This window comes from Pseudomonas sp. IPO3747 (assembly GCF_013385245.1).
GTDB classification, from domain to species: Bacteria; Pseudomonadota; Gammaproteobacteria; order Pseudomonadales; family Pseudomonadaceae; genus Aquipseudomonas; species Aquipseudomonas edaphica.
On the sequence record NZ_JACAQL010000025.1, the window covers coordinates 86,196 to 109,380 of the forward strand.

General features: G+C 61.4%; 23 protein-coding genes. 12 read left to right on the forward strand and 11 right to left on the reverse strand.

Annotation, left to right across the window (positions count from 1 at the left end):
- Positions 1-20: 20 nt before the first annotated feature.
- From HX790_RS26075 to HX790_RS26090, 4 genes are all read right to left on the reverse strand, one after another.
- Entirely contained in the window at positions 21-641 is a 621-nt protein-coding gene (locus HX790_RS26075; protein WP_017137928.1) for a 2-dehydro-3-deoxy-6-phosphogalactonate aldolase, read from the reverse strand.
- 1 nt (position 642) lies between these two features.
- Positions 643-1,602, reverse strand: a complete 960-nt coding sequence (locus tag HX790_RS26080; protein WP_017137929.1) for a 2-dehydro-3-deoxygalactonokinase — start codon at positions 1,600-1,602, stop codon at positions 643-645.
- A gap of 161 nt (positions 1,603-1,763) precedes the next feature.
- The gene (locus tag HX790_RS26085) at positions 1,764-2,090 is read right to left on the reverse strand and encodes a DOPA 4,5-dioxygenase family protein (protein WP_026013770.1); all 327 of its coding nucleotides are present in this window, start codon (positions 2,088-2,090) and stop codon (positions 1,764-1,766) included.
- A gap of 30 nt (positions 2,091-2,120) precedes the next feature.
- Complete coding sequence (locus HX790_RS26090; RefSeq protein WP_017137931.1) at positions 2,121-3,071, reverse strand: LysR family transcriptional regulator; 951 nt, start codon at positions 3,069-3,071, stop codon at positions 2,121-2,123.
- Between the two features lie 103 nt (positions 3,072-3,174).
- Between HX790_RS26090 and betC the strand changes: the two genes are divergently transcribed.
- The 3 genes from betC to HX790_RS26105 all read left to right on the forward strand — a co-directional run bounded on the left by betC (position 3,175) and on the right by HX790_RS26105 (position 7,346).
- The gene (gene betC, locus HX790_RS26095; RefSeq protein ID WP_017137932.1) at positions 3,175-4,689 is read left to right on the forward strand and encodes a choline-sulfatase; all 1,515 of its coding nucleotides are present in this window, start codon (positions 3,175-3,177) and stop codon (positions 4,687-4,689) included.
- Between the two features lie 18 nt (positions 4,690-4,707).
- On the forward strand, positions 4,708-5,622 hold the full coding sequence (gene choX, locus HX790_RS26100) for a choline ABC transporter substrate-binding protein (protein ID WP_017137933.1): 915 nt from the start codon (positions 4,708-4,710) through the stop codon (positions 5,620-5,622).
- 155 nt (positions 5,623-5,777) lie between these two features.
- Complete coding sequence (locus HX790_RS26105) at positions 5,778-7,346, forward strand: SulP family inorganic anion transporter (RefSeq protein WP_017137934.1); 1,569 nt, start codon at positions 5,778-5,780, stop codon at positions 7,344-7,346.
- Positions 7,347-7,472: 126 nt separating this feature from the next.
- On the opposite strand, the gene aroE is transcribed toward HX790_RS26105, so the two are convergent.
- Together aroE and hemF are read right to left on the reverse strand one after the other, a co-directional pair.
- Complete coding sequence (aroE, locus tag HX790_RS26110) at positions 7,473-8,297, reverse strand: shikimate dehydrogenase (protein ID WP_017135152.1); 825 nt, start codon at positions 8,295-8,297, stop codon at positions 7,473-7,475.
- Positions 8,297-9,229 (reverse strand): oxygen-dependent coproporphyrinogen oxidase, encoded by a 933-nt coding sequence (hemF, locus tag HX790_RS26115; RefSeq protein ID WP_017135151.1) that lies wholly within the window; start codon positions 9,227-9,229, stop codon positions 8,297-8,299. The genes aroE and hemF overlap by 1 nt, the downstream gene beginning before the upstream one ends.
- 159 nt (positions 9,230-9,388) lie before the next feature.
- Here hemF and HX790_RS26120 point away from each other — a divergent pair, with 159 nt between their 5' ends.
- Positions 9,389-10,366, forward strand: coding sequence for an NADPH:quinone reductase (locus tag HX790_RS26120; RefSeq protein ID WP_017135150.1), 978 nt, complete (start codon positions 9,389-9,391; stop codon positions 10,364-10,366).
- 114 nt (positions 10,367-10,480) lie between these two features.
- Here HX790_RS26120 and HX790_RS26125 read toward each other — a convergent pair whose 3' ends face one another.
- The 3 genes from HX790_RS26125 to HX790_RS26135 all read right to left on the reverse strand — a co-directional run bounded on the left by HX790_RS26125 (position 10,481) and on the right by HX790_RS26135 (position 13,031).
- Positions 10,481-11,038 carry an L-threonylcarbamoyladenylate synthase gene (locus HX790_RS26125; protein WP_017135149.1) on the reverse strand — a complete coding sequence of 186 codons (558 nt, stop codon included), beginning with the start codon at positions 11,036-11,038 and terminating at the stop codon, positions 10,481-10,483.
- 58 nt (positions 11,039-11,096) lie between these two features.
- Complete coding sequence (gene dprA / locus HX790_RS26130; RefSeq protein WP_017135148.1) at positions 11,097-12,200, reverse strand: DNA-processing protein DprA; 1,104 nt, start codon at positions 12,198-12,200, stop codon at positions 11,097-11,099.
- 63 nt (positions 12,201-12,263) lie between these two features.
- Complete coding sequence (locus HX790_RS26135; protein ID WP_176992445.1) at positions 12,264-13,031, reverse strand: peptidoglycan-binding protein; 768 nt, start codon at positions 13,029-13,031, stop codon at positions 12,264-12,266.
- 135 nt (positions 13,032-13,166) lie between these two features.
- Between HX790_RS26135 and def the strand changes: the two genes are divergently transcribed.
- The 5 genes from def to HX790_RS26160 all read left to right on the forward strand — a co-directional run bounded on the left by def (position 13,167) and on the right by HX790_RS26160 (position 17,851).
- The gene (gene def, locus HX790_RS26140; protein WP_017135146.1) at positions 13,167-13,673 is read left to right on the forward strand and encodes a peptide deformylase; all 507 of its coding nucleotides are present in this window, start codon (positions 13,167-13,169) and stop codon (positions 13,671-13,673) included.
- Positions 13,674-13,742: 69 nt separating this feature from the next.
- A complete protein-coding gene (fmt, locus tag HX790_RS26145; protein WP_176992446.1) occupies positions 13,743-14,696 on the forward strand; it encodes a methionyl-tRNA formyltransferase in 954 nt (317 codons plus the stop codon).
- Positions 14,693-16,003, forward strand: coding sequence for a 16S rRNA (cytosine(967)-C(5))-methyltransferase RsmB (gene rsmB / locus HX790_RS26150; RefSeq protein WP_176992447.1), 1,311 nt, complete (start codon positions 14,693-14,695; stop codon positions 16,001-16,003). Before fmt ends, rsmB begins: the two co-directional genes overlap by 4 nt.
- Positions 16,004-16,024: 21 nt before the next feature.
- Entirely contained in the window at positions 16,025-17,398 is a 1,374-nt protein-coding gene (gene trkA, locus HX790_RS26155; RefSeq protein WP_099550193.1) for a Trk system potassium transporter TrkA, read from the forward strand.
- A 141-nt stretch (positions 17,399-17,539) separates the two neighbouring features.
- A complete protein-coding gene (locus HX790_RS26160) occupies positions 17,540-17,851 on the forward strand; it encodes a lipopolysaccharide assembly protein LapB (RefSeq protein WP_065932011.1) in 312 nt (103 codons plus the stop codon).
- Positions 17,852-18,039: 188 nt separating this feature from the next.
- Here HX790_RS26160 and HX790_RS26165 read toward each other — a convergent pair whose 3' ends face one another.
- Positions 18,040-18,927, reverse strand: coding sequence for a lysophospholipid acyltransferase (locus HX790_RS26165; protein WP_017135141.1), 888 nt, complete (start codon positions 18,925-18,927; stop codon positions 18,040-18,042).
- Between the two features lie 40 nt (positions 18,928-18,967).
- The gene (locus HX790_RS26170) at positions 18,968-19,525 is read right to left on the reverse strand and encodes a DNA-3-methyladenine glycosylase I (RefSeq protein WP_017135140.1); all 558 of its coding nucleotides are present in this window, start codon (positions 19,523-19,525) and stop codon (positions 18,968-18,970) included.
- Positions 19,526-19,606: 81 nt separating this feature from the next.
- On the opposite strand from HX790_RS26170, the gene glyQ reads away from it, so the two are divergent.
- The 3 genes from glyQ to gmhB are packed head-to-tail and all read left to right on the forward strand — an operon-like array spanning position 19,607 to position 23,150.
- Positions 19,607-20,560 carry a glycine--tRNA ligase subunit alpha gene (gene glyQ, locus HX790_RS26175; protein ID WP_003187265.1) on the forward strand — a complete coding sequence of 318 codons (954 nt, stop codon included), beginning with the start codon at positions 19,607-19,609 and terminating at the stop codon, positions 20,558-20,560.
- Positions 20,557-22,611: a glycine--tRNA ligase subunit beta gene (gene glyS, locus HX790_RS26180; RefSeq protein ID WP_176992448.1), complete on the forward strand. Its 2,055-nt coding sequence runs from the start codon at positions 20,557-20,559 to the stop codon at positions 22,609-22,611. The genes glyQ and glyS overlap by 4 nt, the downstream gene beginning before the upstream one ends.
- Before the next feature lie 2 nt (positions 22,612-22,613).
- Complete coding sequence (gmhB, locus tag HX790_RS26185; RefSeq protein WP_017135138.1) at positions 22,614-23,150, forward strand: D-glycero-beta-D-manno-heptose 1,7-bisphosphate 7-phosphatase; 537 nt, start codon at positions 22,614-22,616, stop codon at positions 23,148-23,150.
- Positions 23,151-23,185 lie beyond the last annotated feature (35 nt).

Consider the following 23,185-nt stretch of genomic DNA (forward strand, 5'->3'; position numbering starts at 1 on the left):
CAGGGGCGCAAACCTTGAGTTCAGTTAAGCGCGTTCCAGGCCGCGACATAGGCCTGGGCATTGCTCGCCACTTGGTCCACCGACATGCCCGGTTTGAACAACCCGGAACCCAGGCCAAAGCCCTTGGCGCCAGCGTCGAAGTACACCTGCATGTTGCCTGGGGTCACGCCGCCCACCGGCAGCAGTAAGGTGCCGGTCGGCAATACCGCCAGCCACGCCTTGATCACCGCCGGGCCCATTTGCTCGGCAGGGAACAGCTTCAAAACATCCGCGCCTTCGGCCAGCGCGGCGAAGGCCTCGGTCGGCGTCGCCACACCCGGCGACAGGAACAGCCCCGCCGCTTTGGCGGCACGCAATACCTTGGCATCGCTGTGGGGCATGACGATGACTTGGCCGCCGGCGGCTTTGACCTGCTCGACCTGTTCCGGGGTCAACACGGTGCCCGCGCCGATCAGGCAATCGGCGGGCAAGGTGTCGCGCAGGGTGCGGATGCTGGTGTAAGGGTCCGGCGAATTCAGTGGCACTTCGATCACGCGAAAACCGGCCTCATAGAGCACCTGGCCGACCGCCTGCGCTTCATCCGGGCGCACGCCGCGCAAGATTGCGATCAAACCGTTGTGTGCGAGTGCTTGCTTGAGCATGTCAGGCCTCCTGTACAGGTTGAGTGAGCCCAGCAGCGACGGCCAACTGCCACAGGCCGCGCGCGGTGGCTTCCTGCGCGAGGCTGACGTGGGCGAAGCCGCAGAGGGCAAGGGCGCGTTGGTAGCGGGCGCAGAGGTCGGCAGCGCCGACCAGGACGATAGGCTTGTGGTTGGCCTGCTGCGGCAAGCCGGCGAGTTCGTGGCCAATCAGCAGGCCGGACAGATAATCGGGCTGCTCGTCTGGCGCCAGTTCGCCGGTCAACCCCAGGGTACGAGCGCTGAACAAGGTCGACAGCACGCCGCGCTGGCCGTCGTTTGACAGCGCCACGTGGACGCCACGATCAAACGCCGCGACCTGGAATTTTTCGGACTGTTGCTGGGTACGCCCGAGAATGCTGTGTTTACTGAGTACCGCAAACAGCTCGCCGGTCATGAACGTGTCGAAGTGGGTGATGCAGCCTTCAACCACCTCGACCCATTTGGAATGGCTGCCCGGCAGGCCGATCAACACGTCGGCGCCCAGGCCTTGCAGCACACCCAGCACTTGAGTTTCTTCGCCACGCATCACATTGGGCAAGCCGACCCGCTCGATCACACCCGGCACAATATGCACCTGCACCCCGCGCAGGCTGCGCACAGGGTGCAAGGCCTGGCCGAGGCTGGCGACGTCGACGGGCGTTTGCCGATAGGCCGCTTCGCTCCAGCCTTGGGCGCTGCCGACCATGCCGCAGGCAATCACAGGCAGGCCGGGCTGCGCGTCGAGCCAGTCGCCGCAGGCCGCATCGAACGCCAACTCAAAGCCGTCACTGCACAGCACGCCAGCAATGACCCGGGGTTCGCTGGGCAGGTGCATGATGCCGAACGCCAACGCGCGCTGTTCGAGCACACAGCCAGCCGGGCCGAGTTTGTAAGCACGAAGGGAGCTGGTCCCCCAGTCGAGCGCGATCAATTGCGCCTGCATCGCTTCACCTGAAATGAGTGGGTGCTGAAAAAGCTGATGGGCGAATATAAACCTATGACTGGCGATATCTCAATATATAAATAACGGTCCCATATATTGGGTTTTTGTAATAAAAATCCCATCGCCTTTGCTCAGGGTGATGGGATCAGGTGCAGCAGTGGTTAAAAAATAGACAGGTTCAGCTCACGCATCGCGCCCATCCAGATCGCGTAATCGGTGTGATCTTTCAGGTCATCACCGGTATCCGGGTGCAGGAACACCACCAACCCATCGCGATGCAGCGCCAGCCAGGGCAACACCACGCCGATGTATTCCGGCTCGAATGCCAGCTGGCAGCTCCAGTCCGGGTGGGGGCCGACCGGCTTTTCGTGTACACGGCCCATGCTCAGCGGGAACAGCTTGGCTGCGTCCTCGCAGAGCTTGCGCGCCTGGTCGATGGTGCTGGCGTCGAAGTAGATATGGGCGTGGTAGCCCTTGATACGTTGCATGGCGAAATCCGGATCCAATATGCGCCGATCCTAGACCGCAATCGACGGCAGGGCCAGCCCGGTCAACGACTGCGCGCTGCTGGCTTGCTCGGCCACCAGCCAGTCGACAAAGCGCTCGACCAGTTGCCCCCGGCGTTTGCGCTGGGGCTGCACCACGTAATAACCGAAGCGCGAGATCACCGTGTCATTGATCGGCCGGCACAGCCAGTTCTGTTCCAGCAGGTTATCCACCAAGTGCCGCCAACCGATGGCCACGCCCTGGCCGGCAATCGCAGCCTGGATCAGCAGGGTGTAATTGTCGAAGCGCAATTGCCCAGGCGTGGGCGCCGTGGTGATGCCCAACTCACGAAACACGCCGCTCCAGTCGAACCACTGGCTGTTGTTTTCCTGGCGCAGGTGCAGCAGCGGGTAATCGTGCAGATTTTGCACCGTCAGTGGCGTGGATTGAGCCTTGAGCCACTGCGGGCTGCACACCGGAAACACTTCCTCGTTGAACAGCCACAAGCTCTCGCCCTGCTTGAAACGCCCATCGCCAAACAACACCGCCACGTCGATATCGCTGCGCAAAGTCGCGTGGTTGCGTTCGCTGGTCACCAGGCTCACATCCACCTGCGGGTTGGCCTGGTGAAAGCGATGCAGGCGCGGCATCAGCCAGTAGGCGGCGAAGGCGAAGTCGGTGGCCACTTGCAGCACTTCGTGCTGGTCCTGCTGGGTGATCGTGCTGAGGCCTTGGTTGATGGCCTGCAAACCGCCTTGCACCTGTTCAAACAACAGCGCGCCCGCATCCGTCAGTTCGATGCCTCGGTAGATGCGATCGAACAGGCGGATCGCCAGTTGCTCTTCAAGGCGCTTGATCTGCTGGCTGATGGCCGGCTGCGTAGTGCCCAACTCCATCGCGGCGGCGGTAAAGCTGCGATGGCGCGCCGCGGCTTCAAAGGCACGCAGCAGGTCGAGGGACAGATCACCGAGGGCTTCATACATAAGCTGTGCTTATCCTAGACATTGCTTTCCATGGGCTTTACCCCATTTTCCATGGGCTGCATGCTCATTCGCATAAACACCGCCTATGGAATGCCGATAGATCATGAAGCGCAAGAACATTCTTTTCATCATGGCCGATCAAATGGCCGCGCCGATGCTGCCGTTCTACGGACCTTCCCCGATCAAGTTGCCGAACCTGAGCCGCCTGGCTGCACAGGGCGTGGTGTTTGACGCCGCCTACTGCAATAGCCCGCTGTGCGCGCCTTCGCGTTTCACCCTGGTCAGCGGCCAGTTGCCGAGCAAGATTGGCGCCTACGACAACGCCGCCGATTTCCCCGCCGATGTACCCACTTATGCCCACTACCTGCGCCGCCTCGGTTACCGCACGGCACTGTCGGGCAAGATGCATTTCTGCGGGCCAGATCAGTTGCACGGCTATGAAGAACGCCTGACCAGCGACATCTACCCGGCCGACTATGGCTGGGCGGTGAACTGGGATGAGCCGCACGTGCGCCCCACCTGGTACCACAACATGTCGTCGGTGCTGCAAGCCGGGCCGTGCGTGCGCACCAATCAGCTGGATTTCGACGAAGAGGTGGTGTTCAAAGCCCAGCAGTATCTGTTTGACCATATCCGTGAAGACGGCAACCAACCGTTCTGCCTCACCGTGTCGATGACGCACCCACACGACCCGTACACCATTCCCAAGCCGTTCTGGGACCTGTACGACGACAACGACATCCCAATGCCGGCAACCCCCGCGCAAGGCGATCTCGACCCGCACTCCCAGCGCCTGCTCAAGGTTTACGACCTGTGGGACAAGCCGCTGCCTGTGGACAAGATTCGCGATGCGCGCCGCGCGTATTTCGGCGCGTGCAGCTATATCGACAGCAACGTCGGCAAACTCCTGCAAACCCTGGAAGACACCGGCCTGGCCGACGACACGATCATCATCTTCTCCGGCGACCACGGCGACATGCTTGGCGAGCGTGGCCTCTGGTACAAAATGCACTGGTTTGAAATGGCCGCCCGCGTACCGCTGCTGGTGAGTGCGCCAGGCCAGTTTGCGGCGGGCCGCGTGAGCAACGCCGTATCCACCGCCGACCTGCTGCCCACCCTGGTGGAACTGGCCGGCGGCGAGTTGGACCCGCGCCTGGCGCTGGACGGCCGCTCGCTGGTCCCGCACCTGCAAGGGCAGGGCGGGCACGACGAAGTGTTTGGCGAATACATGGCCGAAGGCACCATCAGCCCACTGATGATGATTCGGCGCGGCGCCTACAAATTCATCTACAGCGAAGACGACCCTTGTCTACTGTTCGATGTACACAACGACCCGCATGAACGGAAAGACCTCAGCCAGTCACCGGAACACCGGCCACTGTTCGAGGCGTTTTTGAATGAGGCGCGGGCCAAATGGGACATCCCGGCGATCCACCAGCAGGTGCTCGCCAGCCAACGCCGTCGCCGCCTGGTGTTCGAGGCACTGACCCAAGGCAAGCTGAAGAGCTGGGATCACCAGCCACTGGTGGACGCCAGTCAGCAATACATGCGCAACCATATCGACCTCGACGACCTGGAGCGCAAGGCACGTTATCCACAACCCTGCCAAAACCAATAAATAGACAGAGGGAAGGCCATGCAAAAGTTGACCGTGGTACTGAGTATGTTGGTGCTGGGCAGCGCCAATGTGTACGCAGACGCTAGCTGCGAAACGGTAAAAATGGCCGATCCAGGCTGGAGCGATATCGCCGCCACCAATGCCATCACCGGTTTCCTGTTGAACGGCATGGGCTATAAGGCCAAGGTCGACACCCTGGCGGTGCCGATCACGTTTGGCGGGCTCAAGGATGGCCAGGTGGATGTGTTCCTGGGCAACTGGATGCCGGCGCAGCAGGGTTTCTACGACAAGTTCGTGGCCAATGGCGATGTGGTGCAACTGGCGAAAAACCTCGACGGCACCGAGTTCACCCTCGCCGTGCCGGACTATGTGTGGGACGCCGGTGTGCATGATTTTGCCGACCTGAACAAATTTGCCGACAAGTTCGACAAGAAGATCTACGGCATTGGCTCCGGCGCACCTGCGAATATTTCGCTGCAGGAGATCATCAAGAAGAACGACTTCGACCTGGGCCAGTGGAAGCTGATCGAGTCGAGCGAGCAGGCGATGCTGGCCGAAGTGTCGCGGGCGGTGAAAAAGCAGAAGTTCGTGACCTTCCTCGGCTGGACGCCGCACCCGATGAACGTGCAGTTGAAAATGCATTACCTCAAAGGCGGCGAGAAATATTTTGGTGACACCGGCAGCGTGTATACCTTGACCCGCAAGGGTTATGCCCAGGCCTGCCCGAATGTTGGGAAACTGCTGACCAACCTGAGTTTTACCCAGGAGATGGAGAACAGCATCATGGCCGAGGTGGCCAACAATAAAGTCAGCAATGCCGACGCGGCAAAAGCGTGGATCAAAGCCAACCCGGCGGTACTGGACACATGGCTGGATGGCGTAAAAACCCTCGACGGTAAAGACGCACTGTCTGCCGTAAAAGCCAAACTCTAAGGGCCGCCGCGCATCCCTGTGGGAGCTGGCTTGCCTGCGATACAGACAACTCGGTCTGCCAGACAGACCGAGGTGATGCTATCGCAGGCAAGCCAGCTCCCACAGAGACTTAGGTGTACTGATACTCTGAGCTAAACCTTTCTACCGAGTCTGCGATGCCCCGGCCCAACCGCCACACTCTCTTCCCCTTCCTTGGCTGGCTGCCGCGCCAAACCCGCGCCAGCGTCGGCCGGGACGCGATTGTCGGGCTCAGCGGCGCCGTGCTCGCCTTGCCGCAGTCCATTGCCTACGCGCTGATCGCCGGGCTCCCACCCGAATACGGCCTGTATGCCGCCATCATCCCCGTCTTGATCGCCTGCCTGTGGGGCTCCTCCTGGCACCTGATCTGCGGCCCGACGGCGGCGATTTCCATCGTCCTGTACGCCAGCGTCAGTCCGCTGGCCGTGCCTGGCTCGCAGGACTACATCACGCTGATCCTGTTGCTCACATTCCTCGCCGGTGTGTTCCAGTGGCTGCTGGGCATGCTGCGCTTTGGCGCGCTGGTGAATTTCGTCTCTCATTCGGTAGTGCTTGGGTTCACCTTGGGCGCTGCCGTGGTGATTGCCTTGGGGCAATTGCCCAACTTGCTGGGGCTGGATTTGCCCAGCCAGGCCACGGCGATCAATAGCTTGCTGGCACTGGTGGACCATGCCGGTGAATGGGACCACGCCTCACTGACGCTGGGCCTGGGCACCTTGCTGGTGGGCGCGCTGCTCAAATACCTGGTCCCGCGTTGGCCAACACTGTTGATTGCCCTGACACTGGGCAGCCTGGTGGCGTGGCTGTGGCCGGCGATGTTCGGGCATGTGGCGCGGGTGAGTTCGTTTATCGGCAAACTGCCACCGTTCAGCCCGCTGCCGATGGACCTGGATATACTTCTGCGCCTGCTGCCCAGCGCCGTGGCGGTGGGCATGCTTGGGCTGGTCACCAGCCTGTCGATTGCACGCTCGTTGTCGGCGCGTTCACAGCAATTGCTCGACGCCAATCAGGAAGTCCGTGCGCAGGGTCTATCCAATATCGTCGGGGGCTTTTTCTCCGGGTACTTGTCGGCCGGTTCCTTTACCCGCTCCGGCCTGAGTTATGAAGCAGGCGCCTGCTCGCCGTTGGCCGGCGTGTTTTCCGCGCTCTGGGTGGCATTGTTTGCGTTATTTGGCGCGGCCTTGATCGCGCACATCCCGATCCCGAGCATGGCCGCAAGCATCCTGCTGATTTGCTGGGGCCTGGTGGATCATCGTGGCATTCGCGCGCTGTTCCGCGTCAGCCGCGCCGAGTTTGTGGTGATGAGCCTGACGTGCGTCGCGACCTTGCTGCTGGAGCTGCAAACGGCGATTTACGCGGGCGTGCTGGCATCGTTGTTTTTCTACCTCAAACGCACCTCACAGCCGCGGGTTCAGCAATGGCGCGACGGTGATGAGGATGTGTTGCGGGTAGGCGGTTCGATCTTCTTCGGCGCCAGCCATTACCTGCAAGTGCGGCTGCAAAGCCTGCAGGGCGAGCGGGTGGTGATCGAGGCGCAGCAAATTAACTTTATCGACTATTCCGGGGTGGAGATGCTGCACCAGGAGGCGCGGCGGTTGGCGGGTATGGGGCGTAGCCTGACGTTGCGCCGGGCGCGGCCGCAAGTCGTCGAGGAACTGAAAAAGCTGGAAGGGGCCGATAAATGCCCCATCCATTTTGAAGAATAAACACGGTTAAAACTGTGGGAGCTGGCTTGCCTGCGATGGCGGTGAATCAGCCAGCACATCTGTATCTGATACACCGCCATCGCAGGCAAGCCAGCTCCCACATTTTGACCGTGTTCACATTCAGATTTATGCCGCAGCCAACTGCCGTCGCAACTCAGCCAACACCGGCGCCGACTGCGGGCGCACGCCGCGCCACAGGAAGAAGGCTTCTGCGGCCTGCTCCACCAACATGCCCAAACCATCCATCGCCACCGCCGCGCCTTGCTCGGTAGCCCAGCGACAGAACGCGGTCGGCTCCTTGGCATACATCATGTCGTAGCAAAAGGTCTTGCCCGGTTCGATCAGGCTGCCCGCAATTGGCGGTACATCGCCTGACAGGCTGGCAGACGTGGCATTGATGATCACGTCCACCGGCTCACGCAGCCAATCGAAACCGCTGGCCGACACCGGCCCCAAATCGTCGAACAGCTCGGCAAGCAGTTCGGCTTTTTCAACGGTGCGGTTGGCGATGATCAGCGACGCAGGTTGCTCAGCCAGTAATGGCTCCAACGCCCCGCGTACGGCGCCACCGGCGCCCAGCAGCAGGATGCGTTTGCCTTGCAGGCTAAGCCCGGCGTTCACCGTGAGGTCGCGCACCAGGCCGGCGCCGTCGGTGTTGTCGCCCAGCAAGGTGCCGTCGGCAAGCTTGCTCAGGGTGTTCACAGCGCCTGCGCGCTGGGCGCGTTCGGTCAAGCTGTTGGCCAGGCGGTAGGCGTCTTCCTTGAACGGCACGGTGACGTTGGCGCCACGGCCTTGTGCAAAGAACTCACGGGCACAGCCGGTGAAATCCTCCAGCGGCGCGAGCAGGGTGCTGTAGTCCAGTTGCTCACCGGTCTGCTCGGCGAACATGCGGTGAATCAACGGCGACTTGCTGTGGCCAATGGGGTTGCCGAACACCACATAACGGTCCATCAGACAGCCGCCTTGGGCGCAGCAAGGCCCAACCAGTCGCGGTCTTGCAGGTAGTAATCAGTGAGGCGCGCTTCTTCGCTGTCGGCTTCGGCTTTCCAGTCGTAGCTCCAGCGTACTTGCGGCGGCAGCGACATTAGGATCGACTCGGTACGCCCGCCCGATTGCAGGCCGAACAGGGTGCCCCGGTCGTAGACCAGGTTGAATTCGACGTAGCGGCCACGACGGAATTCCTGGAATTGGCGCTGCTGCTCGGTGTAAGCCATGGCCTTGCGACGCTGCACGATCGGCAGGTAGGCGTCGATGTAGGCATCGCCGATGGCACGGATGAAGGCGAAGCAGGTGTCAAAGCCCCACTCGTTCAAGTCATCGAAGAACAGGCCGCCGATGCCGCGCGGTTCGTTGCGGTGCTTGATATGGAAGTAGGTGTCGCACCAGGCCTTGTAGCGCGAATACACATCCGCGCCAAACGGCGCACAGGCCTGCTCGGCCACGCGATGCCAGTGGATGCAGTCTTCTTCATTGCCGTAGTAGGGCGTGAGGTCGAAGCCGCCACCGAACCACCACACCGGCTCTTCGCCGTCTTTTTCGGCGATGAAAAAGCGCACGTTGGCGTGGGACGTCGGCACATGCGGGTTGTGCGGGTGGATCACCAGCGACACGCCGAGGGCTTCAAAGCCACGCCCAGCCAGTTCCGGGCGATGCGCGCTGGCGGACGGTGGCAGGCCGCTGCCGAAGACGTGGGAAAAGTTGACGCCGCCTTTTTCGATCACCGAACCGTTTTCGATCACACGGGTGCGACCGCCGCCGCCGGCAGGCCGGGTCCAGGCGTCTTCGATAAAGCGAGTATCCGTCTCGAAGGTTTCCAGGGCGCTGCAAATGCGGTCTTGCAGGTCAAGCAGGTAGGCCTTTACAGCCTCGGTGCGGGTAGTCATGGCATCACCTTGAATCGGGCAAAGCTACGCGAGGCCATTGGGCGTCGGCGGCAAATGGGCGCACAGGATACCACTGCACCCGACCGCGCCGCAGTTGACGAAGATCAAGCTTAGGAGTGGGATAGGGGGCTACGCGATTCGACCTCAGGAGAAGTGCAGATGGCCAAACGTATCCAGTTCAGCGCCCATGGTGGCCCCGAAGTGCTTGAGTATGTGGACTACACCCCGGCAGAACCTGGGCCACAGCAGGTGCGTGTACGGAACGAGGCCATCGGCCTGAACTTCATCGACACCTATTTCCGCAGCGGCCTGTATGCGCCGCCAGCCTTGCCATCGGGCCTTGGCGCAGAAGGCGCTGGCGTGGTGGATGCGGTTGGCAGCGAGGTCACGCAGTTCAAGGTCGGTGACCGCGTGGCCTACGGCAGTGGCCCACTGGGTGCGTACAGCCAACTGCATGTGTTGCCTGCCGCCAACCTGGTGCACTTGCCGGACGCTATCAGCTTCGAACAGGCGGCTGGCGCGATGCTCAAGGGCCTGACCGTGCAGTACCTGCTGCGTCAGACCTACGAGTTGAAGGGTGGCGAAACCATTCTGTTCCACGCCGCTGCCGGTGGCGTGGGTTCGCTGGCCTGCCAATGGGCCAAGGCGCTGGGCGTGAAGCTGATCGGCACCGTGAGTTCGCCGGAAAAAGCCGCACTGGCCAAATCCCTCGGCGCCTGGGAAACCATCGACTACAGCAAGGAAAACGTCGCACAGCGCGTGCTGGAATTGACCGACGGCAAAAAAGTCCCGGTGGTGTACGACGGCGTTGGCAAAGATACCTGGCTGACCTCGCTGGACAGCGTGGCGCCACGGGGTTTAGTGGTGAGTTTCGGCAATGCGTCGGGCGCGGTGGATGGCGTGAACCTGGGGATTCTGGCGGCGAAGGGCTCGTTGTATGTCACTCGGCCGACACTGGCGACTTACGCCAGCAACCCGAAAGACTTGCAGGCGATGGCCGATGATCTGTTCTCGATGATCAAGAGCGGCAAGGTGCGTATTGATATCAACCAGCGGTTTGCGCTGGCGGATGCGGCGAAGGCGCAGACGGAGTTGTCGGGGCGCAGGACGACCGGGTCGACCATTTTGCTGCCATAAGTCTCTAAGATCTTCCGCGTTTGTAAGGGCCCCATCGCGGGCAAGCCCGCTCCCACATTTGGAATGCACTCCCCTGTGGGAGCCGGGCTTGCCCGCGATGGCCGCGCCTCGGTCTCAAGACGGCCGCACTACCTCACCCGTCGCCAAATCGCGAATCAGGCTGGGGTTCTTGCGCCCACCCAGGGCACCACCCAGCACCAAATCCACTTGGCCACGGAAATACTGCTCCACGCGAATGCGCGTACGCGCCGCCGGGCGGCCTTGCGGGTTGGCTGAGGTAGAGATCAACGGCCCCACCTGCGCGCATAAATCCCTAACCAACGGATGATCGCTGACCCGCAGCGCCACGGTGTCATGCACACCGGTCACCCATTCCGGCAACATGCCCTGATGCGGCACCAGCCAGGTATTCGGCCCCGGCCAGGTGCTGGCCATGCGGTCGATCCAGGTGTCCGGGAAGTCTTCAAACAGAAAATCGAACTGACGGATATTGTCCGCCACCAGGATCAGCCCCTTGTCGACCGAGCGATTCTTGATCGCCAGCAGCCGGTCCACCGCGTCTTCATTCCACGGGTCGCAGCCCAGGCCCCAGACCGCTTCGGTCGGATAGGCAATCACCGCGCCTGCGCGAATTTCTCGTGCGGCTTCCAGCACACGCCACCTGTTGACCATTGCTCACTCTCCGGACTAAAGCTGTGGGCAGTTTACCGATGTTCTTTGCAAAAACTAATTACATAAGCGGGCCGCGCGCAAGCCAGCGCCCGCTTTCGCAGATCACCTGGCCCTCAAGCTCAAGCTCGGTAAGCGCCGCCAGTGTGTGGGACAACGGCCGCCCGCTGGCAATCGCCAAGGCCTCGCTGGTGAGGGGCGCCGCGTGCAACAGCGCCACCAGCGGATGGGTGACCGGCATCGGCGCCGGGCGGGACAACGCCTGCCAACCGCGCAAGCCGTCCAGGATGTGCTCGATGGACTCCACCAGCGTCGCACCGTCGCGAATCAACTGATGGCAGCCCTTGGCGCCCGGATGATGAATGGAGCCCGGAATCGCATACACCTCACGCCCTTGCTCGGCGGCAAGCTTGGCGGTGATCAGCGAACCACTGGCCATGCTGGCTTCCACCACCAGCACCCCCAGCGACAGGCCGCTGATAATCCGGTTGCGCCGTGGAAAGTTGGCGGCCTGGGGCGCGGCGTCCAGCGGAAACTCGGAAACCACCGCGCTGCCCTGGGCAATCATCGCGGCGGCGAGCTGGCGGTGGCGTTGTGGATAAAAATTTTCGAGGCCGGTGCCAAGCACGCCGATTGTCTGCCCCCCGACATCTAATGCCGCTTGGTGCGCAGCACCGTCGATGCCCAAGGCCAAGCCACTGGTGATGACAAAACCGGCGCTTGCCAGGCTGCGCGAAAAGGCGGCGGCAGTGTCCATCCCAGGGCGTGATGCACGGCGACTGCCGACCATGGCCAACTGCGGCTTTTCGAGAATGCTTGGCTCGCCGGCAACGAATAATAACGGCGGTGCATCGTCGATCTGCGCCAGTAACGCAGGGTACTCAGGCTGGTCCCACATCAGTAAATGCTGGGCCGGGCGCTCCAACCATGCGAGCGCATCACTGGCGCCATCTCGAATTTCAGGGCTGCGCCTGGCATCGGCGCTAATGGGTGGCAACCCGAGAGAACGCCAGGCACTCGCCGGGGCGCTGATGGCCTTGGAGGCAGAACCAAATGCGTCAATCAATACGCGAAAACGCTTGGGGCCCAGTTCCGGCAGCCTGTGCAAGCGTAGTCGGGCTTCCAGTTCTGCAGGGGAAATTTCAGGGCTGTTTGTCGGATACATTTGATCGTCCTTGATCTGAACAAGCTGTGGATAACTCTGTTGGTAACTTATTTAGCAGGCTATTTATTGCGTTTGTCGGGCAGTCTCGAATCGATCCATGACCGCGAGTGAACGCGAGGCTCTGAGCACCAGGCCATAACTGAGTTTTTCGTAGGTGCGAAACACCAGCAGCGTGCCAGCATCTTCATCGGGGAGTTGGGCCGGGGCGCCAGAGAGGCTGTCGCGTACGCTCACGCCGGCCTTGATCACCGTGAGCAGGTGGCCTTCGGCCAGACCGTCACGGCGGCCCTTGTTCAAGGTCACGGCATCCATTACGCCGATCTGGGTGACACCCTTGGGAATATCGATAATATGCCCTTCGATGAAAGGCACAGGCTCCCGGTTAGCCCATTCGACGGGCGGTTCGGCACGTAGCAAGCGGTCGCCTGGGCGCACTTCCTGGGTCACCCTTTGCACGGCCAGGGTGCTGAGGTCGCCCGCCAATACAAAGCGTGCGCTGCCGATGTCGTCGGCATTGATGCCCAGCAGCTCCTGGGTTTGCGGGTCGGTGTAGGTTTTGCCGCGACGAAAGATCCCATAGTCCGGCTGGGCCGGGTCCAGGTCACCGCGGGCATGCACGCGCTCACCGTTGGCGCCCAGGACTCGCCCCGCGTCGGCGGCAACAATGTAAGGGGCGTTGTCCAGGTCCTGGGGTGTATCGAAAATGCGGTTGTGCAGCAAGAAGTGGCGGATGGCCTGTTGCGTCGCCTGTTCCAGGCGCGGGCCGGGCTGGGAAACCAGGGCCATGGCGAGCGGCGCCCACAACAGCAAGACGAGTAGCGATTTCCTCATGGGGTCAATCTCCTTTATTATGTGCGTTCGCGTGAAATGCCAGAGCCTTAGCGGCTTTCGAACCTTTCACACCGGCGGTCTGGGTCCATCCCAACGCCGATTTGCCTCTACCTCACATGTGCAGCAATTACGCTTATGGCTATTTTGAACATCCTCGAATTTCCCGACTCGCGCCTGCGCACGATCGCCAAACCGGTGGCCGTAGTGGACGACAAGGTTCGTCAGTTGGTCGATGACATGTTTGAAACAATGTATGAAGCCCCGGGCATCGGCCTCGCCGCGACCCAGGTCAACGTGCATCAGCGCGTCGTGGTCATGGACCTGTCGGAAGATCGCAGCGAGCCGCGGGTGTTTATCAACCCCGAGTTCGAACCGCTGACCGAAGAGATGGGCGAATACCAGGAAGGCTGCCTGTCAGTGCCGGAGTTCTACGAGAACGTCGAACGCCCGCTGCGCGTGAAGATCAAGGCCCTGGACCGTGACGGCAAGCCCTACGAACTGATCGCCGAAGGCTTGCTGGCAGTGTGCATTCAGCATGAATGCGACCACCTCAACGGCAAGCTGTTTGTTGATTACCTGTCCACGCTTAAACGCGACCGGATCAAGAAGAAGCTGGAAAAAAAGCATCGCCAGCAAGCTTGATGCCCTTCTTCCAAAGGCTTGCTGCGGCAAGCCTTTTTCTTTTGTGACTGTTTTTAACCGAGAACTCCCATGACCGAGCCACTGCGCATTGTTTTTGCCGGCACTCCCGAATTCGCTGCCGAACACCTCAAGGCGCTGCTTGCCAGCCCTTATGACATCGTGGCGGTGTACACCCAGCCGGATCGCCCGGCCGGTCGCGGGCAAAAACTGATGCCAAGCCCGGTCAAGCAGTTGGCGCTTGAGCACAACATCCCTGTGCTGCAACCGCCAACCCTGCGCAATGCCGATGCCCAGGCGGAACTGGCGGCGTTGAAGCCCGACTTGCTGGTGGTAGTGGCTTACGGTTTGATCCTGCCCCAAGTCGTGCTGGATATCCCGCGCCTGGGCTGCATCAACAGCCACGCTTCGTTGCTGCCGCGTTGGCGCGGTGCGGCGCCGATCCAGCGCGCCGTCGAAGCCGGTGACCTTGAAAGCGGTGTGACCGTGATGCGCATGGAGGCGGGTCTGGATACCGGCCCGATGCTGCTCAAGGTTGCCACCCCAATCACGGCTGAAGACACGGGCGGCAGCCTGCACGACCGCTTGGCCGAACTTGGCCCGCCCGCCGTGATCCAGGCCATCGCTGGCCTGGCGGCCGGCACGCTGGAAGGCGAAGTACAGGACGACAGCCTCGCCACCTACGCACACAAACTGAATAAAGGCGAAGCGCGTATCGACTGGAACCTCCCGGCCGTTGAGCTGGAACGCCTGGTGCGTGCCTTCAACCCGTGGCCGATCTGCCACAGCACCCTCAATGGCGAAGCGTTGAAAGTGCTGGCCGCCACCTTGGTGGATGGCAAAGGTGCTCCGGGTGAAATCATCGGCGCCAGCAAGGACGGCCTGTTGGTCGCCTGCGGTGAACAGGCGCTGTGCCTGACCCGCCTGCAATTGCCCGGCGGCAAGGCGCTTAATTTCAGCGACTTGTTCAACAGCCGTCGTGAGAAATTTGCCTTGGGCACGGTTCTCGGGGCGGTCGCTCAATGAACCCGCGTCTGGCCGCCGCCAAGGCGCTCGCTGCCGTACTCAACGGCAAGGCTTCGCTGAACAGTTCGTTGCCTACACAAATGGACAAGGTTGAAGACCGTGATCGCGGTTTCACCCAGGACCTGGCCTTTGGCACCGCCCGCTGGCAGCCGCGCTTGTCGGCCCTGGCGGCCAAGCTGCTGCAAAAGCCGTTCAAGGCCGCCGACGCCGATGTAGAGGCGCTGCTGCTGGTCGGCCTTTATCAACTGCTCTACACCCGCGTGCCCGCGCATGCCGCCATCGGTGAAACCGTCGGCTGCGCCGACAAGCTGAAGAAGCCGTGGGCCAAGGCCTTGCTCAATGCCGTACTGCGTCGCGCCCAGCGTGAAAGCGAAGCGCTGCTGGCCGAACTGAAACATGACCCGGTGGTGCGCACAGCGCACCCGCGCTGGCTGCAAAAATCCCTGAAAGCCTTCTGGCCCGAGCAATGGGAAGCCATTTGCGCCGCCAACAATGCGCACCCGCCGATGATTTTGCGGGTCAACCGTCGCCACCACAGCCGTGACGCCTACCTGCAATTGCTCACCGGTGCCGGCATCAGCGCCGCGCCGTGCGTGTACAGCGTCGACGGCATCGTGCTGGAAGCGGCCACCGACGTGCGCAGCCTGCCGGGCTTTGCCGAAGGCTGGATCAGCGTGCAGGACGAAGCCGCACAATTGGCCGCCGACCTGCTCGACCTGGCCCCAGGCCAACGCGTACTGGACGCCTGCTGCGCGCCGGGCGGTAAGACGTGTCACATTCTGGAAGTCGAAAAAGACCTGGCCGGTGTAGTCGCCGTCGACCTGGAAGCCAAGCGCCTTGTGCGCGTGCGTGAAAACCTTGCACGCCTGGGCCTGAGCGCCGAGCTGATCGCCGCCGACGGCCGCGACACCGCCACGTGGTGGGACGGCAAGCCGTTCCAGCGCATCCTGCTCGACGCGCCATGTTCCGCCACTGGCGTGATCCGCCGTCACCCGGATATCAAGCTCACCCGCCAACCCGACGACATCGCCGCCCTGGCCGTGCTGCAAGGCGAACTGCTCGATGCAATGTGGCCAACGCTGGAAGTCGGCGGCATCCTGCTCTACGCCACGTGCTCCACGCTGCCGACAGAAAATACCGAGGTGATCCAAGCCTTCCTCGCCCGCACCAGTGGCGCACGGGAGCTGGACCTCGCCACGGCGGCCGGTATCAAGCAGCCCCACGGCCGCCAACTGCTCGCGCAGGAAGGCGGACACGATGGCTTCTATTACGCCAAACTGATCAAGATTGCTGCCGCGCGCGGCTAATGGGTTTAAGGGAGTGACCGGATGAAAATCATCATCCTTGGTGCAGGGCAGGTCGGCGGCACACTGGCCGAACATTTGGCCAGCGAAGCCAACGACATCACCGTGGTCGACACCGACAGCGAGCGCCTGCGCAACCTGGGCGACCGCCTGGACATCCGTACCGTGCAAGGCCGCGCGTCATTCCCGACGGTGCTGCGCCAGGCCGGTGCCGACGATGCCGATATGCTGGTGGCGGTGACCAACAGTGACGAGACCAACATGGTCGCCTGCCAAGTCGCCCATACCCTGTTTCACACGCCCACCAAGATCGCCCGCGTGCGCGAAGCCGCCTACCTGACCCGCGCCGGTCTGTTCGACAACGATGCGATTCCGGTGGATGTGCTGATCAGCCCTGAACAAGTGGTGACCCACTACATCAAGCGCCTGATCGAAATTCCCGGTGCCTTGCAGGTGATCGACTTTGCCGAAGGCAAGGCGCAACTGGTGGCGGTAAAGGCTTATTACGGCGGTCCGCTGGTGGGCCAGCAACTGCGCCAACTGCGCGAACACATGCCGAATGTGGAAACCCGCGTGGCGGCGATTTTCCGTCGCGACCGGCCGATCCTGCCCCAGGGCGATACGGTGATCGAAGCGGACGACGAAGTGTTTTTCATCGCTGCCAAAGCGAATATTCGTGCAGTGATGAGCGAAATGCGTCGACTCGATGAGAGCTACAAACGCATCGTCATTGCCGGCGGCGGGCAGATCGGCGAGCGCTTGGCCGAGGCCATCGAGAGCCGCTACCAGGTCAAGATCATCGAGATGAACCCGGCGCGCTGCCGGCATTTGTCCGATACCCTCGACAGCACCGTGGTCTTGCAAGGCAGCGCCTCGGACCGTGACCTGCTGATGGAAGAAAACATCGCCGACGCCGATATCTTCCTGGCCCTGACCAACGACGACGAGGCCAACATCATGTCCTCGTTGCTGGCCAAGCGGCTGGGGGCGAAGAAGGTGATGACCATCATCAACAACCCGGCCTACGTCGACCTGATCCAGGGCGGCGACATCGACATCGCCATCAGCCCGCAGTTGGCCACCATCGGCACCTTGCTGGCCCACGTGCGCCGTGGCGATATCGTCAGCGTGCACTCCCTGCGCCGGGGCGCGGCAGAAGCCATCGAAGCGATTGCCCATGGTGATTCAAAGTCGAGCAAAGTGATCGGCAAGGCGATCCGCGATATCGGCCTGCCGCCGGGCACCACCATTGGTGCGATTATTCGTGATGAAGAAGTGATCATCGCCCATGACGACACGATGATCGCTACGGGTGACCATGTGATTCTGTTCCTTGTGGATAAAAAGCATATTCGCGATGTGGAGAAGCTGTTTCACGTGGGGCTGAGTTTTTTCTAGGCAGGAATATTTCATTGTGGCGAGGGAGCTTGCTCCCGCTCGAGTGCGAAGCGCTCGCAAAATGTTGGGGGACTGCTGCGCAATCCAACGGGAGCAAGCTCCCTCGCCACAACAGCCTTTTTTCGCTCAAGGTGATAATAAATGCTCGAATCCCTGGAAAAAATGCTCGCCAAGGGTGTGGATAATTCATTGCTGCGCTTTGGCTTGGGCAAGGGTTATCTGGACTTGAAGGACAACGCCAAGGCGGCCGAGCATTTGCAGAAATGCGTCGAGTTCGACCCGAAGTATTCGGCGGCGTGGAAGCTGTTGGGCAAGGCTCAGCAAGGGCAGGGTGATAACGCTGCAGCACGGTTAGCTTGGGAAAAGGGCATAGAAGCAGCCCTGGCACATGGCGACAAACAGGCTGAAAAAGAGATGACGGTGTTCCTGAAGAAACTCGATCGCCTGGCCTGAATTGATCCCTGTGGGAGCTGGCTTGCCTGCGATAGCATCACCTCGGTATGGCTGAAAAACCGAGTTTATGATCGTTCCCACGCTCTGCGTGGGAATGCAGCCCTGGGCGCTCTGCGCCTGCCCTTAAAACCGTGACGCGGAGCGTCACAGGCGGCGTTCCCACGCGGAGCGTGGGAACGATCACGTGGTCAGTACCAGCGCTCTTCACCCGGCGGGCGTTTCTTGAAGCGCTTCATGCTCCACATGTACTGGCTCGGGTAGGCGCCGACATAACGCTCCACCACCTTGCTCATCGCCGCGCAGGAGGTAGCCGTGTCGGTGCTGTACATATCTTCCGGCGCTGCTTCCAGAATCACTTTGTAACCCGAACCGTCCGGCAGCCTCAGGGCATGCAGGAACACGCCAACAGCCTTGTGGCCTGCGAGCATGTTCGGCACAAACTTGCTGGTCAGCGCCTGGGTGGCGAAAAACGGCACGAAGATGCCCGCAGATTCCGCCGGCTCCGGGTCAGCCGGAATACCCACCTGACCACCTTTGCGCACTTCCTTGATCACACTGAGGATGCCTTCCTTGGTGGACGCCGCCACGCGGTTACCCAACTGCACCCGCTGTTTTTGCAGCAACTCATCCACCGCCTTGAGCTTGGGCGGGCGGTAGAAAATGATCGGTTTGCACTGGTTGCAATAGAAGTGGTTCAACACTTCCCAGTTGCCCAGGTGGCTGGTGATACCAACCACGCCTTTGCCCGAGGCCAATGCCTCATGCAGCACTTCCAGGCCTTCGACTTCGCGCACCAGGTCGATGGAACGCTGTGCCGGCCAGATCCAGGCGCAAGCGCTTTCGGTCAGCGACTTGCCGATGTCCATCAGGCTTTGGCCCACCAGACGCTCGCGGGCGGCCGGGTCCATGTCCGGGAAGCATTTGGAGAGGTTGATCCGCACCGTGTCGCGGGAGCGGTTGGGGGTTTTCCACATGATCCAGCCAATCGCCGTGCCGACGGCCTGGACAGCGCGCCAGGGCAGCAGGGCAAACAACCGAAGAGCGCCTACCAGCAAGGCGCCTTTAAACTTTTCCACAGGTCACTCCTGATCGTGTGTGGTGCGCAAAGCGGGCATTCTAACCGGCGTTGGCCAAGTCCGCGTAACGGTCGCAGTCCTGAGTGTGGTCCATGACCATGCCCGAGGCCTGCATGAACGCGTAGCAGATGGTCGGGCCGACGAAGGTGAAACCGGCTTTTTTCAACGCTTTACTCATGGCTTCAGCCTCGGGGGTAATCGCCGGGACTTGGCTACGATCGGTAAAGTGATTGACCTTGGGCACGCCGCCAACAAAGGACCAGAGCAACCCCACCGGATCTTCCAGCGCCAGCCAGGCGGCGGCGTTGCGGCGGGTGGCGTTGAGCTTTAGGCGGTTACGCACGATGCCTGGATCGAGCATCAGTGCTTCGATTTCAGCATCGGTCAGCCTGGCCAAACGCTGCGCATCAAAGCCGAACAAGACCTTTCGATAATGCTCGCGTTTGCGTAAAACGGTGATCCAGGACAGGCCCGCCTGGAACCCTTCGAGCAAAAGCAACTCGAACAAACCCTGCGCATCGCGCAGCGGCGTTCCCCACTCCTGATCGTGATAAGCCATGTACAGCGGATCTTCAGAACACCAAAAGCAGCGTGGCATAAGGCTCCAGGGAGTGGTGGCAGGGCCGAATCGGGTATACTCCCGCTCTTTAAATCGCAGCCCAAGTAACAGGTGAATTTCGTGAGCCAGCCTACGCCAGCCGTGCGTACCTTCCAAGACTTGATCCTCGCCCTCCAGCAATACTGGGCCGAGCAAGGTTGTGTGGTACTTCAGCCCTACGATATGGAAGTAGGCGCCGGCACTTTCCACACCGCTACATTCCTGCGGGCCATCGGCCCGGAAACCTGGAACGCCGCTTATGTGCAGCCCAGTCGTCGCCCGACTGACGGCCGCTACGGCGAAAACCCGAACCGTCTGCAGCACTACTACCAGTTCCAGGTGGTATTGAAGCCGAACCCGGATAACTTCCAGGAGCTGTACCTGGGCTCGCTGAAACATGTCGGCCTGGACCCACTGGTGCACGACATCCGTTTCGTCGAAGACAACTGGGAATCGCCAACTTTGGGCGCCTGGGGCCTGGGCTGGGAAGTCTGGCTCAATGGCATGGAAGTGACGCAGTTCACGTACTTCCAGCAAGCCGGCGGCATCGAGTGCTACCCGGTGACCGGCGAGATCACCTACGGTCTCGAGCGCCTGGCCATGTACCTGCAAGGCGTGGATTCGGTCTACGACCTGGTGTGGGCTGACGGCCCGTTCGGCAAAGTCACCTACGGCGACGTGTTCCACCAGAACGAAGTGGAGCAATCCACTTACAACTTCGAACACGCCAACGTCGACAAGCTGTTCGAACTGTTCGACTTCTATGAAAGCGAAGCCAAGCGCCTGATCGAACTCGACCAGCCGCTGCCGTTGCCGAGCTATGAAATGGTGTTGAAGGCTTCCCATACCTTCAACCTGCTGGACGCCCGCCGTGCCATCTCGGTGACCGCGCGCCAGCAATACATCCTGCGTGTACGCACCCTGGCGCGTTCCGTCGCCCAAGCCTACCTGCTGGCTCGCGCCAAGCTGGGCTTCCCGATGGCAACCCCGGACCTGCGTGATGAAGTGTTGGCTAAGCTGGAGGCTGCACAATGAGTGCTCAAGATTTCCTGGTTGAACTGGGCACCGAAGAGCTGCCACCCAAGGCACTGAACACCCTGGCCGATGCGTTCCTGGCCGGTATCGAAAAAGGCCTGCACAGCGCTGGCCTGAAGTTCGCCGCGAAAAAAGTCTACGCCGCGCCACGTCGCCTGGCGGTGTTGCTGACCGCGCTGGAAACCCAGCAGCCGGACCGCAGCATCAACCTCGACGGCCCACCGCGCCAGGCGGCTTTTGATGCTGAAGGCAATCCGACTCAAGCCGCCCTTGGTTTTGCCAAGAAGTGTGGCGTCGAGCTGAGCGAGATCGACCAGAGCGGCCCGAAACTGCGCTTCAGCCAGGTCATCACCGGCAAGCCAACGGCAAGCCTGTTGCCGACCATCGTTGAAGACTCCCTGAACGACTTGCCTATCCCCAAGCGCATGCGCTGGGGTGCTCGCAAGGAAGAGTTCGTGCGCCCAACTCAGTGGCTGGTGATGTTGCTCGGTGACCAAGTCATCGACTGCACGATCCTCGCCCAGAAGGCTGGCCGTGATTCCCGTGGTCACCGCTTCCACCATCCAGAAGCCGTGCGCATCACCTCGCCGGCCAACTACGCCGCCGACCTGCGTGCCGCTTACGTGCTGGCCGATGCCAACGAGCGTCGCGAGCTGATCAGCAAGCGCACCGAAGAGCTGGCCCGCCTGCAGGAAGGCACCGCCATCGTGCCGCCAAGCCTGCTCGACGAAGTGACCGCGCTGGTTGAATGGCCGGTGCCGCTGGTGTGCTCGTTCGAGGAGCGTTTCCTCGACGTGCCGCAAGAAGCGCTGATCACCACCATGCAGGACAACCAGAAGTATTTCTGCCTGCTGGATGTGGACGGTAAGCTGCTGCCGCGTTTTATCACCGTGGCCAACATCGAAAGCAAAGACCCGCAGCAGATCATCGCCGGTAACGAGAAAGTCGTGCGCCCGCGCCTGACTGACGCCGAGTTCTTCTTCAAGCAAGACAAGAAGCAGAAGCTAGAAGACTTCAACCTGCGCCTGCAAAACGTGGTGTTCCAGGAAAAACTCGGCAGCGTCTACGACAAGGCCGTGCGCGTTTCCAAGCTGGCCGCCTACATTGCCCCACGCATTGGCGGTGACGCTGCCTGGGCAGCCCGCGCTGGCTTGCTGTCCAAGTGCGACCTGGCCACCGAAATGGTCGGCGAGTTCCCGGAGATGCAAGGCGTTGCCGGTTACTACTACGCCCTCAACGACGGCGAGCCGGACGATGTGGCCCTGGCTCTGAACGAGCAGTACATGCCGCGCGGCGCTGGCGCTGAGCTGCCGAGCACCTTGACCGGTGCGGCCGTGGCCATCGCTGACAAGCTGGACACCCTCGTCGGTATCTTCGGTATCGGCATGTTGCCTACCGGCAGCAAAGACCCGTATGCCCTGCGCCGTGCGGCTTTGGGCGTGCTGCGTATCCTGATCGACAAAAAGCTCGACCTCGACCTGACCCAGGCCGTGGTGTTTGCAGTCGGCCAGTTTGGCGCCAAGGTCAAGCAAGCCGGGTTGGCCGAGCAAGTGCTGGAGTTTGTGTTCGACCGCCTGCGTGCGCGTTATGAAGACGAAGGCGTGGACGTTTCCGTCTACCTGTCGGTACGTGCCCTGCAACCGGGCTCGGCGTTGGACTTCGATCAGCGCGTACAGGCCGTACAAGCCTTCCGCAAGCTGCCGGAAGCCGAGGCTCTGGCCGCCGTGAACAAGCGTGTGTCGAACCTGCTGAGCAAGGCCGACAACCTCGGCAATGCCGAAGTCGACCCTGGCCTGTTTGCCGATGCCAAGGAGTTCTCGCTGAACTCGGCCATCGCCAAAGCGGAAAACGCGGTGAAGCCGCTGCTCGCCGAACGCAATTACGCCGAAGCACTGGCGCGCCTGGCCACCTTGCGTGAGCCGGTGGATGCGTTCTTTGAAGCGGTGATGATCAATGCAGAAGATGCTGGTGTGCGGAAAAACCGCTACGCCATGCTGGCACGCCTGCGCGGCTTGTTCATCAACATCGCTGACATTTCTGTACTGGGCTGACCATGTTGAAACTGCTGATTCTCGATCGGGACGGGGTGATCAATTACGACTCCGACGCTTACATCAAGTCGGTGGCGGAATGGATTCCACTGCCCGGCTCGATCGAGGCCATCGCGCAGTTGAGCAAAGCCGGCTGGACGGTGGCCATCGCCACCAACCAGTCCGGCATCGCCCGCGGTTATTACGACATCGCCACCCTGGACGCCATGCACGCGCGTTTGCGCGCGTTAGTGGCCGAGCAGGGCGGTGAGGTGGGGCTGGTGGTGTACTGCCCCCACGGGCCGGATGAGGGCTGCGAGTGCCGCAAACCCAAGCCTGGCATGTTGAAAACCATTGCAGAACATTACAAGGTGCCGTTAGCTGGGCTATGGTTCGTCGGGGACAGCCTCGGTGACCTGGAGGCGGCCAAAGCCGTCGACTCTCAGCCAGTTTTGGTTAAGACCGGGAAAGGCGAAAAGACCCAGGCGAAAAACCTGCCGGTGGGCACTCTGATTTTTGACGATCTGGCGGCGGTTGCCGCAGAACTTATTAACAACTAGCCGCCCTCGACTTCCTGAACAAGGATTGCTCGGGA